This window comes from Ancylobacter sp., from assembly GCF_965249975.1.
Classification (GTDB): Bacteria; Pseudomonadota; Alphaproteobacteria; order Rhizobiales; family Xanthobacteraceae; genus Ancylobacter.
The window spans coordinates 1-10,888 of sequence record NZ_CBDFNE010000012.1 but is presented as its reverse complement, the minus strand read 5'-3'; the positions used below and the strand labels follow the sequence as shown (position 1 = coordinate 10,888).

Sequence of the window (10,888 nt, the reverse complement as noted above, 5' to 3'; positions counted from 1 at the left end):
CAGATCGTCGAGACGCTGCCCAAGACCTATGCCGAGCGGTCCTTCATCGTCCGCACGGCGCTCGATCCCAACATCCAGAAGGCCGCCGACACCGCCATCCGCGACAGCCTGCGCCAGTTCGGCAAGGACTATGGTGCGAAGCAGTCGGCCATGGTGGTGATGGAGCCGAACGGGGCGGTGCGGGCGATGGTCGGCGGGCGGGATTATGGCGAAAGCCAGTTCAACCGCGCCACCGACGCGCTGCGCCAGCCCGGCTCGTCCTTCAAGCCCTTCGTCTACACGGCGGCGCTGATGACGGGCAAGTACAAGCCCAGCACCATCGTCGTCGACGGGCCGATCTGCATCGGTAATTGGTGCCCGCAGAATTACGGCCGCTCCTATGCCGGCTCCATTACCCTCATCAACGCCCTCACCCGCTCGCTGAACACGGTGGCGGTGAAGCTGGCCGAGAATATCGGCCGCGGGCGCATCGTCGATCTCGCCCATTCCATGGGCCTCAAGACCGAACTAAAAATCACGCGCGCCCTGCCGCTCGGCGCCGCCGAGGTGACGGTGGTGGACATGGCCACCGCCTATTCCGTCTTTGCCAATGGCGGCTATTCCGTCGACGCGCATGCCGTGGTCGAGATGCGCACGCCCAATGGCGACCCCGTATGGAGCTTCGCCCAGAACGGCCCGACGCCGAAGGAACTGATTCCGCCGGACATCATCGCCATGATCAACCCGATGCTGAACAGCGTGGTGGAAAACGGCACGGGCAGGCGCGCCATGATTCCCGGCACCAAGGTCTCGGGCAAAACCGGCACCACCAATGCCTATCGCGACGCCTGGTTCGTCGGTTTCACCGGCAATTATGTCGGCGCCATCTGGTTCGGCAATGACGACTACCAGTCCACCCGCAAGATGACCGGCGGCTCGCTGCCGGCGATGACCTGGCAGAAGGTGATGGCCTTCGCCCATCAGGGCATCGAGATGAAGCCGACGCCCGGCCTCGGCAACCAGCCCGCCCCGGTGCTCGACGGCGCGGCGGCGCAGGCCTCGGCGCTGCAGATCGACGGCGTGCAGCGTCCGGTGACGCTGTCGCCGGCCTCGGCGGCGCGGCTGATGGACCTTTCCGCCCGCCTCGGCGAGGCGGCGGCCGCGCCCCCGCCCCGGCCGAGCGCCGCCGCTTCGCCCGGCACCAGCCTCGTGGGAAGCAACTGACCCGTCGCGATTGACCTTCCCGCCGCAAGCGCCCATCCATGGGCGCCCCGCTCCACCGGAGAGCTTCCGCCTGTGCGCTCCCTGCTGTTCCTCCTGATCCTGGCCATCGGCGCCGTCGTAGGGCTCGGCCTGACCTGGGTCACCACGGTCAATGGCTATGGGCCGGGGCTGGTGCGCTCGGGCCCGTGGGAGACCTGGCCGCGCGCCGGCACCGAGACCGCCGACCCCTATGCCCGCGCCGCCCTCGCCCGCGCCGGCGAACTGCCGCTGGAACTGGCGGACGGCATCGCCTTCGTCGCCGCCACCGATTCCGCTGGCCGCGCCCTCGACGGGCGCTGCGACATCCGCATCTCGGGCAGCCTGCCGCAGGCGCGCTTCTGGACTCTCACGCTTACCGACGCGCAGGGAAGGCTGATCGACAATGCCGCCGAGCGCGGCGGCTTCACCAGCGCGGAGGTGGTGTGGAATCGCGACGGCACGCTCGACGTGGTGCTGGGGCCACGGGCGCGCGCCGGCAACTGGCTGCCCACCGGGGCCCGCGACCGCGTCACCCTCGCCTTCCGCCTCTACGACACGGCGGTCGGCCTCGCCAACCGCACCAGCGACGCTCCCGAAATGCCCCGCATCGTCACCGAGCACTGCCCCTGGGAGCGCAGCTCATGAGCCCGCGCCGATGAGCCGTTTCATTCTCGCCGCCCTGGCCGGCCTCGTGCTCGGCCTCATCGTGCATCTTGGCGCCGTGCTGGTGCTGCCCTATCTCGCCGAACGCGACGCCTATGCGCGCTTGGCGGCAATCGCGGGTCCGAACGAAGTGGTGCCGGTCGAGGATCCCTCCGACCTCGGCGCGGTTCTGCCATCCACCGATCCGGCCTTCATCTCGGCGGTCTGCCTTTACGATCTCGCCGGGGGGCCGCTGAAGGTGCGGGTGCCGACAACCGAAGACTACACCTCGGTGTCGTTCTACACCCGCTACGGCCTGCCCTTTTATGCCATCAATGACCGTTCGGCCGGCCGTTCCATCATCGAGCTGGATCTGATGAACGCCAAGCAGCGCGCGGCGCTGCCGGAAGACGACGAAGTGACCGCCGCCGACCGGCTGATCGTCGAATCGCCCAGCGAGGAGGGCATCGTGCTCATCCGCGCGCTGGTGCGCGAGCGCAGCGCCCGCGACGAGGTCCGCGCGCGCATGCAGCTGGCCAATTGCGCGCCGGCGGCCTGAATCAGGTGGCTTCAGCGTGGCTCGCAGGCGGCGCCTACGGCCGCCGGCGCCGGGGGCCGGACATATTGCACCACGGGAAGAATGATCACCTTTGCCGGCGTGTCGGAGGGCCCTTTCAGGCCCGCCGGCCGGCCCTGCGGCGTCACGCGCGGCTGCTGCGCCTTCACTGTCGGAAACGGCACTAAGGCACCCATCGCGCCCTCCCCTGTCCCGCCAAACGGCATGGGTCCAGTACGGAACAAGCATGGTTAACGGCTTTCTAACGTTCACGGGCTAATTTGGTTTCGCGCCCCCGTTCGGGTCGGCGCGACGTGCCACATGCGAGCTGTCCGCCTGCCATGCCCTCTCTTTCCGGTTCCGGCCCCACACCTGCGCACGACACGGCGCGCCGCCCGTTCCAGGACACGCGGCCGGCGATGTTGCGTCTGCTGGTGCGCGAATTCCTGCGGCAGCCAGTGCCCGGCGAAGCGGCGGAGGCCCGCTTCACCACGCTCGCCATCCGCCTGATCGAAGGCGTCGATCTCGCAGTGGCGGCGCGCCATGTGCGCGAGCTTGCCACCCATCCCGCGCTGCCGCGCGCGCTCGCCCGCCACCTCGCGGCAGGGCCGCTGTCGCTGGCCGGGCCGATCCTGCGCCTGTCGCCGGTGCTGGGGGAAAAGGATCTCAGCGAACTGGCCGAGCAGCTCGGCACCGCCCACCTCGCCGCCATGGCCGCGCGGCGCGAAGTGACCCCGGCCCTCGCCAAGCGCCTCGCCGAGCTGACCCATCGCCGCAGCCATGTCTCTCCGCCAGAGGACGCGCGCGAAGTGGCGGCGGAAATGCCCGCCCCCCTTGCCGAAGAACGCCCCGCCGTGCCCCCACAGGCCGCGTCGGTGGAAGCGCCCGCCACGGAGCCGGCCTCGCTGCCGGTGCCGGAATTCTTCCTCGCCGGGCCGGAGGAGCGCGCCGGCCTCATCGCCCGGCTCGTCACCCTGCCGCCGCTGGCCCTGTCCGAACGGCCGGCGGCAGCGGCGCCCGGTTTCATCGACGAACTGCTCGACGCCGCCAAGGCCAAGGATGCGCGCGCCCTCGCATCGCTCATGGAACGCGCGCTCCATGTCACGCCGGAGAATGCCGCGCGCATCATCGCCGACGAGACCGGACAGGCGCTGGCGGTAGTCGCCCGCGCCCTCGGCCTGTCCTTCGCCATCCTCTCCCGCGTGCTGTTCCGGCTGCACCCGGTGGCCGGCCGCTCGGCCGGCGAGATGGCGCGGCTGGCGGAAATGTTTGACGAGCTGCCCCTCGCCAGCGCCCAGCATCTGATCGCCTCATGGCGCCCCGGAAGGCGCCCGCAGCGCGAGCGCGCGGAAGAGGCGCCGTCCATGCGCAGCTTCAACGCGCCTTATGCCGCCGCAGCGGCCACCGCCTCGGCCGAAAGCCGCCAGCGCAAGAGCTGAGATGGGCTGAAAAGCTGAGCCGCTCAGTCGGCCGCCAGATCGAGGAAGCAGCGCCCGGCGCGGTCCTCGATCTCCACCAGCCAGAGATCCGAATCATAGCGCGCCTCACGCGCCATACGCGCCTCCGCCTCGCTCTCCGGGCTGCCGGGTGGCACGAGCGGGGTGAAGAGCCGCACGCCCTCCTCTGACGGCGCGGCGTCGAGCGAGGGCAGCGCCGGGCCGTAGAGCGCGGCCTTGCCATCCTGCGTCGCGACGATGACGAACACCGCGCCCGCCTCTTCCGCCCCGCGCCGGCGCACGGCCGCGAAGGCGCCGGCGCCATTTGCCCGGCGCAGCAGGGCGGAAACGAAGATCCCGCTTTTCAGCCGCATGGCACCTTACCGGATGGTGAAGCCGGAGACGGCGGTCAGTTCGCGGATCACCCGGTCGGACATCTGGCCCGTCACCGGCAGCCGGCGGTCGCGCTCGAAGCGCTGGATCGCCTCCTCGGTGGCGGCGCCGAAAATGCCGTCAATGCGGATCGGACCATAGCCCAGACGCGCCAGCGCCTTCTGAATGTCCATCACGCGCGGCGATACCGGCACGTCGCCCGGCGGCAGCAGGTCGGCGGGGGACGCGGCGGCCTTCTCCGCCATCAGCGCGGCGGGGGCAGCGGCCGGCGCGGCGCGCGGCGCGGCCGGCTTGGCCGGGGGCACCGGCGTCGCCACCGGGGCGGGCGCGGCGTCGAGCGGCATCGGCGCGGCAGGAGCGGCGACGGAAGCGGCCGGCGGTGCGGCGGGTGTCACGGCCGGCGACGTTGAGGTGGGGCGCGGCGTATTGACCTGGCGGATATCGGGCGCGGCCGTCGCGCCCCGGCTGGCGGTTCCCGGCCGGCCCTGCTGCAGCGCCAGCGCGTTGAACAGCACGGCGGCACTGGCACCGGCGGCGAGAACGAGCATGAACAGGTCGGAGCGCCGCCGCCCCTGCCGGTAGGGGCGCCCCGCGACGCGCTCGCCGTGGAGGTCGATATCGTCCACCAGAAGATCGCTGGCATAGGAACGGGGCATGGAACCGTGTTCTGGAAATCCGAATCGAAGGACACGCGGCGCTGTGGGGAGACAGTGCCATGCGGGGCTTAAGCGAACCCTAAAAGCCCGCCGCGTGCTTAACATCGGCTTTCCACGAAGCCGCAATTTCGCGGTTTTTCGACACAGCTTGGGCAACCCGGAGCCTTTATCCTCCCGCATGAGACTCCCGCGAGACCGCCCATGTTTTTTCTTCTGCGCATCGGTTTCTGGCTCACCGTCGTTTTCCTGCTGCTGCCCGCCGTGGTCGGCGGGCCGGCCTCGCACGCGCCGTCCACCGGACCGGCGGCGACCAACGGCGACCCGAAGGTCAACGCCTTCGATGCGCTCTCGGCCGCCAGCGCGGCGGCGGCGGATGCGGGTGGCTTCTGTGGCCGCCAGCCGCAGGCCTGCGCCATCGGTGCCAGCCTGATCCAGCTGATCGGCGAGCGGGCCGAGGCCGGCGCCCGCTTCGCGCTGAGCTATCTCTCCGACCAGATCGTGGAGGAAAAGCGCAAGGCGGCCGCCCGCGCCAATGGCGGACGGGCCGGCGATACGCTGACCACCCACGATCTCAGCCCGGCCTGGCAGGGCCCGCGTCCCCCGGCCGGCATGGCCCCGGCGGAGCGGACCGGCGCCGCCAGCCCGGCCCCGGCGGCGACCCCGCCGAGCGCGGCTCCCGCCGCCCCCGCCGCGTCTGGCGGGACATCCGGCGGGGTGCCGCTGCCGCCGAAACGCCCCGCCTGAGCGGCAAAGCGGCCCCGCGCGCATTGCGTTCGGCCGCCCCGCGCTCCTATATGCGGCCGGAGAGGCGCGTGATGACATCCAAGATCGACAGCATCATCGAGGACTTCGAGCTCCTCGATAATTGGGACGACCGCTACCGCTACCTCATCGAGCTGGGGCGCGCTCTGCCGCCCTTTCCGGAGGAGCAGCGCAGCGACCAGTTCAAGGTTCAGGGCTGTGCCAGCCAGGTGTGGCTGGTGAGCGCGCCCGCCGGCGGCGCGGACGATCTCCGCCTCGCCTTTCACGGCGATTCGGATGCCCATATCGTGCGCGGCCTCGTCGCCATCCTGCTCGCCTTCTATTCGGACCGCACCGCCCGCGACATTCTCGCGGCGGATCCCGGCGCCGTGTTCGCACGCATCGGCCTCAAGGACCATCTGACGCCCCAGCGCTCCAACGGGCTGCGCTCCATGGTCGAGCGCATCCGCGCCGACGCCCGCGCGGCGCTGGAAGGCGCGGCCGCCTAATCCTTGCCGGCCGGTGGCTCCGGTGCCCTCCAGGCGCGGGTACGGGCGCGCGCTGGCCCCTGCGCAGCTGCGCTGAGCCCATAGTGCCGGGCCAGCCGGTCGAGCCCCAGCGCCAGCACAACTTTGGCGGTGCGCGCGGGCCAGAGGCGTTCCTGCTCCACCTGCTCCAGACCTTTCAGGAAGCAGCAGACATCGACCAGCAGGCCGGAGAATTCCGGCCCCACCGCCTCCATCGCCCGTCCTACGCGCTGGCGGGCGGCGAGCATGGCCTCGGAGGCGTTGAGCCCGGCGCCACCGCCGGCGCGGTCAGTGCGCGTCACCGCGTCCCAATTGGCGGTGAGGCGCGGCGCCATGCCGGCACGGGTGAAGTCCGCACGCAGCCGCTCCCCGGCAATGAGCTGGACCGGCGCGATGAAGCTGCGGCCGTCACGCCCGCGCCGACGGGCCAGCCAGCCGAGCGGGCTTTCGTCGAGATCGACGGCGACGGCGCGGCGCACACCGTCGATCTCCACCTCGATATGGTCGATATGACGCTCAGCCATGGGTGCCTCCCGCCGGTTGCGCGCCGGCGCCCGCGGGGGACGACAGGCGCCGCGCATCCTCTTCCAGCGCCGCGACCCAGCGGTCCCAGCCGGCGCTCTCGCGCCGCTCCTCGATGCGGCGGCAGGCATGGGCGACAGTGGAACGGTGCCGGCCGAAACCGGACGCCACGCGACTCATCGACAGGCCAAGCCCGACATGGGCGAGATACATGGCCAGCGCGCGGGCGGAGGCGCAGCGGCGATCCAGCCGGCGCGGATGCAGCACGAGCGGCAGCGGAATGGCGGTGGCATCCGCGGCGAGCCGGGCCGCGAGCAGACACGGCTCGGCGGTCGGCCGCACGGAAGGCGGGAAGGCAGGGGGCACAGGCATGGGACATCTCCGATCAAGGAATTAAAGCCTATTATCGGACTCGCCGCCTGACAAGAACAAAAGATGAACATACAATGCGAACGGATCTGTCTGGTCAGGCTGTGAGGCGGAGAAGGAGCGGCGAAAGGTCATAGGATTTTTATCCGCACCCTTCCGCCACCGGCGATACTCGCCCTGGTAGAGCGAGGTTCACTATGCGCCCCCACCTGTCCCAGCCCCTTGAATCAAACCGCCCCGCCGCCGGCCGCCGCATCCGCGCCGCGCGCTGCGAGGAGCGTGACGCCGTCATCGCCCGCCAGGCCGCGGCGCTACGGCCCTTTCTCGGGCGTGCCACCGAGGAATGCCGCACGGTGCTGCGGCGCCTGCTGCGCGCCGAGCGACGCGCGGCCGGCTCGGGCCTCGGCTATGATGCCGCCCGCCACGCCGCCTTGGCGCGGCTGCTCGCGGAGCTGGAGACGCCGCCCCGGCCCTCCGCCCTCGCCCGCAACGAAAAAGGCCGCCACCCGGGGTGACGGCCTTTCACGTCGATTCGGACTCCGACGGCGGGGTTCAGCCCGCCGTGCTGCGCCGGCGCTGCTGGCCGAGGCCCATTTCCTTCGCCAGTGCCGAACGGGCGGCGGCGTAATTGGGTGCAACCATGGGGTAGTCGGCCGGCAGGCCCCACTTCTCGCGATACGCCTCGGGGGTGAGGTTGTACTGCGTGCGCAGATGCCGCTTGAGCGATTTGAACTTCTTGCCGTCCTCCAGACACACGATGTAATCGGGCATCACGGACTTCTTCGGCGGCACGGCGGGCTTCAGCGGCTCAACCACCGTCTCCACCTCGCCCTTGTTCACGCGCTGCAGAGCACCGTGCACTTCCGCAAGGAGGGTGACAAGTTCATTGGCCGAGACCGCATTATTGCTCACATACGCCGAGACGATATCGGCGGCGAGTTCGATATAGCTGTCGGCGTCGTTGATATCGCTCATGATACATTCTTCAATTCAAGTTGCAGAATTCTCGTGCAGTCCCCGATCGCGGCACAACGACGATAGTTGTACGTCAAAATACGTCATTTTTTGACGTATTCGCGCGACAGGCAACCACAAGGACACAGATAAACTTGAAAACGGTCGGCGACAAGGTTTTTCGAGCAGCCGGGGCGCAATGCCGCGTGCAATGCGGAACACCACGGAGGCTGTCACCCACCTGTCGCAAGCTCAGTCAAAGCGTAAGCGCGCGGCGACGCGCCGAGCCCGCCGGCGATCGGGCGGGCAAAACTTCGTGAAGGGCGAGAACACTTGCCGCTGCACGCCACAGCGATTATCTCATCGGAAAACCTCAAGGATTTTCCCATGGACCAGATCTCTCGCCGTCCCCGCGTGGTGAAGTCGGACGCGGAGTGGCGTGCCCAGCTCACGCCGGAGCAGTATCGCGTCACGCGCGGCCACGGCACCGAGTGCGCCTTCAGCGGCCCGCACCTCGCGCAGAAGGAGCCGGGCGTCTACCGCTGCGTGTGCTGCGAGGCGCCGCTGTTCCGCTCCAACGCCAAATTCGAATCGGGCACGGGCTGGCCGAGCTTCTTCCAGCCGGTCGATGAAGAGGCGGTCAGCGCCTATCACGACCATTCCTACGGCATGCACCGGGTCGAGGTGCGGTGCGCCAGCTGCGACGCCCATCTCGGCCATGTTTTCCCCGACGGCCCGCCCCCGACCCGCCAGCGCTTCTGCATCAACGGTGTCGCCCTTGCCTTCGAGGCCGATGACGTGGCGCGCGAAGGAAAGCCGGCGTGAGCACCGACACCGCCGCACGGCCCGCTTCCACCCACGCGCCGCTGGTCCGCTCGTTCCACGGGCAGACGCTGAGCGACCCCTATGCCTGGCTCCGGGCGGAGAACTGGCGCGAGGTGATGCGCGACCCCGCCCTGCTCGCCCCCGACATTCGCGAGTGGCTGGAGGCCGAGAACGCCGGCGCCGAGGCGTGGCTCGCACCCCATGCCGAATTGCGGCGCCAGCTGGTGGCGGAAATGCGCGGCCGCATCAAGGAGGACGACGCCTCGGTGCCGTCCGCCGATGGTCCGTTCGCCTATTTCACCCGCTTCCGCGAAGGCGGCCAGCATCCGCTCATCTGCCGCCGCCCGGCCGGCGCCATCGCCGGGGAAACCGTGCTGCTCGACGGCGACGCGCTGGCGGAAGGCAAGGCCTATTTCCAGTTCGGCGACGCCCGGCAGTCACCCGACCACCGCCTCTATGCCTGGACCGCCGACGAGGCGGGCTCGGAATATTACACGCTGCGCATCCGCGACATCGACGTCGGCACCGACCTGCCCGATCGCGTCACCGAGACCACCGGCGACGTGCTGTGGAGCGCGGATGGCGCCTATCTCTTCTACATCCGCCGCGACGCCGAGCATCGCCCGAGCTTCGTCTACCGCCATCGGCTCGGCACCGACCCTGCCGAGGATGTGCTGGTCTATGAGGAGCCGGACAAGGGCTTCTTCGTCTCGCTCGGCCACACCCAATCGCGCCGCTTCGGCCTCATCTCCTGCGGCGACCACGACACCAGCGAAGTCTGGCTCCTCGACCTCGACGCTCCGCTTGACGCCCCCGTGCTTGTCGAGCCGCGCGAGGCCGGCCTGCGCTATGGCGTCGAGCACCATCCCGCGCTCGACGGGGTCGAGAGCCTGATCATCGAGACCAATGCCGACGGCGCCGAGGATTTCAAGATCGTCGCCGCGCCGCTCGGCACGCCCGGCCGCGCCCACTGGCGCGATCTGGTTCCGCACAAGCCCGGCCGCCTGCTGCTGTCGGTATGCGTGCTGCGTGGCCATCTCATCCGGCTGGAACGGGAGGATGGGCTACCCCGGCTCGTCATCCGCGCGCTGGCGGACGGCGCCGAACATGCCGTCGCCTTCGCCGAGGAGGCCTATTCGCTTGGCTTCGATCCGGGCTTCGGCTTCGACAAGACCGAAATCCGCTTCACCTATTCCTCCATGACCACCCCTTCCGAGGTGTGGGATTACGATGTGGCGAGCCGCGCCCGCGTGCTGCGCAAGCGCCAGGAGGTGCCCTCCGGCCATGACCCGAAGCGCTATGTCACAAGGCGGCTGATGGCGCCGGCGGCGGATGGCGAGCTTGTGCCGGTGTCGCTGCTCTACGCCGCCGACACGCCGCTCGACGGCAGCGCCCCGTGCCTGCTCTATGGCTATGGCGCTTACGGCGTCTCCATGCCGGCCAGCTTCTCCGTCTCGCGCCTGTCGCTGGTGGATCGCGGCTTCGTCTTCGCCATCGCCCATATACGCGGCGGCACGGAGAAGGGCTGGCGCTGGTACCGCGAGGGGAAGCTGGCGAAGAAGACGAACAGCTTCACCGATTTCATCGCCGCCGGCGAACACCTGATCGCCGAGAAGATCGTGGCGCCGGACCGCATCGTCGCCCATGGCGGCTCGGCCGGCGGCATGCTGATGGGGGCGGTGGCGAATATGCGGCCCGACCTGTTCGCCGGCATCGTGGCCGAGGTGCCTTTCGTCGACGTGCTCAACACCATGCTCGACGACACGCTGCCGCTCACCCCGCCGGAATGGCCGGAATGGGGCAACCCGATCACCGATGCCGAGGCCTTCGCCACCATCCGCGCCTATTCGCCCTATGACAATGTGACGGCGCAGGACTACCCCGCCCTCTTCGCCCTGGCGGGACTTACCGACCCGCGCGTGACCTATTGGGAACCGGCGAAATGGGTGGCGAAGCTGCGGGCGACCAAGACCGACCGGCGCCCCCTGCTGCTGCGCACCAATATGGAAGCCGGCCATGGCGGCGCGTCCGGCCGGTTCGACCGGC

14 protein-coding genes are annotated in these 10,888 nt (G+C 69.8%); 9 read left to right on the top strand and 5 right to left on the bottom strand.

The features are described 5' to 3' along the window. The 4 genes from ACP2AH_RS10490 to ACP2AH_RS10475 all read left to right on the top strand — a co-directional run. The coding region (locus ACP2AH_RS10490; protein ID WP_425105753.1) for a transglycosylase domain-containing protein at nt 1–1,203 on the top strand (1,203 nt) is incomplete at its 5' end. A gap of 72 nt (nt 1,204–1,275) precedes the next feature. Beyond that, a complete protein-coding gene (locus ACP2AH_RS10485) occupies nt 1,276–1,866 on the top strand; it encodes a DUF1214 domain-containing protein (RefSeq protein ID WP_425105752.1) in 591 nt (196 codons plus the stop codon). A gap of 10 nt (nt 1,867–1,876) precedes the next feature. Next, entirely contained in the window at nt 1,877–2,422 is a 546-nt protein-coding gene (locus ACP2AH_RS10480) for a DUF1254 domain-containing protein (protein ID WP_425105751.1), read from the top strand. Nucleotides 2,423–2,760: 338 nt separating this feature from the next. Beyond that, on the top strand, nt 2,761–3,858 hold the full coding sequence (locus tag ACP2AH_RS10475; RefSeq protein WP_425105750.1) for a DUF2336 domain-containing protein: 1,098 nt from the start codon (nt 2,761–2,763) through the stop codon (nt 3,856–3,858). A 23-nt stretch (nt 3,859–3,881) separates the two neighbouring features. On the opposite strand, the gene ACP2AH_RS10470 is transcribed toward ACP2AH_RS10475, so the two are convergent. Together ACP2AH_RS10470 and ACP2AH_RS10465 are read right to left on the bottom strand one after the other, a co-directional pair. Beyond that, on the bottom strand, nt 3,882–4,229 hold the full coding sequence (locus tag ACP2AH_RS10470) for a DUF1491 family protein (protein ID WP_244377906.1): 348 nt from the start codon (nt 4,227–4,229) through the stop codon (nt 3,882–3,884). 6 nt (nt 4,230–4,235) lie between these two features. After that, nucleotides 4,236–4,904 carry a peptidoglycan-binding domain-containing protein gene (locus tag ACP2AH_RS10465; RefSeq protein ID WP_425105749.1) on the bottom strand — a complete coding sequence of 223 codons (669 nt, stop codon included), beginning with the start codon at nt 4,902–4,904 and terminating at the stop codon, nt 4,236–4,238. Nucleotides 4,905–5,105: 201 nt separating this feature from the next. On the opposite strand from ACP2AH_RS10465, the gene ACP2AH_RS10460 reads away from it, so the two are divergent. Beyond that, nucleotides 5,106–5,648 (top strand): DUF5330 domain-containing protein, encoded by a 543-nt coding sequence (locus tag ACP2AH_RS10460; RefSeq protein ID WP_425105748.1) that lies wholly within the window; start codon nt 5,106–5,108, stop codon nt 5,646–5,648. A gap of 71 nt (nt 5,649–5,719) precedes the next feature. Continuing rightward, the gene (locus tag ACP2AH_RS10455; RefSeq protein WP_425105747.1) at nt 5,720–6,154 is read left to right on the top strand and encodes a SufE family protein; all 435 of its coding nucleotides are present in this window, start codon (nt 5,720–5,722) and stop codon (nt 6,152–6,154) included. Here ACP2AH_RS10455 and ACP2AH_RS10450 read toward each other — a convergent pair. Both ACP2AH_RS10450 and ACP2AH_RS10445 read right to left on the bottom strand, forming a co-directional pair. Next, entirely contained in the window at nt 6,151–6,696 is a 546-nt protein-coding gene (locus tag ACP2AH_RS10450) for a DUF6456 domain-containing protein (RefSeq protein ID WP_425105746.1), read from the bottom strand. The genes ACP2AH_RS10455 and ACP2AH_RS10450 overlap by 4 nt on opposite strands. Beyond that, nucleotides 6,689–7,066 (bottom strand): helix-turn-helix domain-containing protein, encoded by a 378-nt coding sequence (locus ACP2AH_RS10445; protein WP_425105745.1) that lies wholly within the window; start codon nt 7,064–7,066, stop codon nt 6,689–6,691. The genes ACP2AH_RS10450 and ACP2AH_RS10445 overlap by 8 nt, the downstream gene beginning before the upstream one ends. A 194-nt stretch (nt 7,067–7,260) precedes the next feature. Between ACP2AH_RS10445 and ACP2AH_RS10440 the strand changes: the two genes are divergently transcribed. Beyond that, entirely contained in the window at nt 7,261–7,578 is a 318-nt protein-coding gene (locus ACP2AH_RS10440; RefSeq protein ID WP_425105744.1) for a hypothetical protein, read from the top strand. A 37-nt stretch (nt 7,579–7,615) separates the two neighbouring features. On the opposite strand, the gene ACP2AH_RS10435 is transcribed toward ACP2AH_RS10440, so the two are convergent. Continuing rightward, the gene (locus ACP2AH_RS10435) at nt 7,616–8,038 is read right to left on the bottom strand and encodes a MucR family transcriptional regulator (RefSeq protein WP_244377917.1); all 423 of its coding nucleotides are present in this window, start codon (nt 8,036–8,038) and stop codon (nt 7,616–7,618) included. A gap of 366 nt (nt 8,039–8,404) precedes the next feature. Between ACP2AH_RS10435 and msrB the strand changes: the two genes are divergently transcribed. Together msrB and ACP2AH_RS10425 are read left to right on the top strand one after the other, a co-directional pair. Beyond that, nucleotides 8,405–8,842: a peptide-methionine (R)-S-oxide reductase MsrB gene (gene msrB, locus ACP2AH_RS10430; RefSeq protein WP_425105743.1), complete on the top strand. Its 438-nt coding sequence runs from the start codon at nt 8,405–8,407 to the stop codon at nt 8,840–8,842. Beyond that, the coding region (locus tag ACP2AH_RS10425; RefSeq protein WP_425105742.1) for a S9 family peptidase at nt 8,839–10,888 on the top strand (2,050 nt) is incomplete at its 3' end. The genes msrB and ACP2AH_RS10425, both read left to right, overlap by 4 nt.

Excerpts from the sequence above, each read along its gene's own strand:
- ACP2AH_RS10480 (WP_425105751.1), top strand. The coding sequence starts at position 1,877 with ATGAGCCGTTTCATTCTCGCCGCCCTGGCCGGCCTCGTGCTCGGCCTC.
- ACP2AH_RS10475 (WP_425105750.1), top strand. The coding sequence starts at position 2,761 with ATGCCCTCTCTTTCCGGTTCCGGCCCCACACCTGCGCACGACACGGCG.
- ACP2AH_RS10470 (WP_244377906.1), bottom strand. The coding sequence starts at position 4,229 with ATGCGGCTGAAAAGCGGGATCTTCGTTTCCGCCCTGCTGCGCCGGGCA.
- ACP2AH_RS10465 (WP_425105749.1), bottom strand. The coding sequence starts at position 4,904 with ATGCCCCGTTCCTATGCCAGCGATCTTCTGGTGGACGATATCGACCTC.
- ACP2AH_RS10460 (WP_425105748.1), top strand. The coding sequence starts at position 5,106 with ATGTTTTTTCTTCTGCGCATCGGTTTCTGGCTCACCGTCGTTTTCCTG.
- ACP2AH_RS10455 (WP_425105747.1), top strand. The coding sequence starts at position 5,720 with ATGACATCCAAGATCGACAGCATCATCGAGGACTTCGAGCTCCTCGAT.
- ACP2AH_RS10450 (WP_425105746.1), bottom strand. The coding sequence starts at position 6,696 with ATGGCTGAGCGTCATATCGACCATATCGAGGTGGAGATCGACGGTGTG.
- ACP2AH_RS10445 (WP_425105745.1), bottom strand. The coding sequence starts at position 7,066 with ATGCCTGTGCCCCCTGCCTTCCCGCCTTCCGTGCGGCCGACCGCCGAG.
- ACP2AH_RS10440 (WP_425105744.1), top strand. The coding sequence starts at position 7,261 with ATGCGCCCCCACCTGTCCCAGCCCCTTGAATCAAACCGCCCCGCCGCC.
- ACP2AH_RS10435 (WP_244377917.1), bottom strand. The coding sequence starts at position 8,038 with ATGAGCGATATCAACGACGCCGACAGCTATATCGAACTCGCCGCCGAT.
- msrB (WP_425105743.1), top strand. The coding sequence starts at position 8,405 with ATGGACCAGATCTCTCGCCGTCCCCGCGTGGTGAAGTCGGACGCGGAG.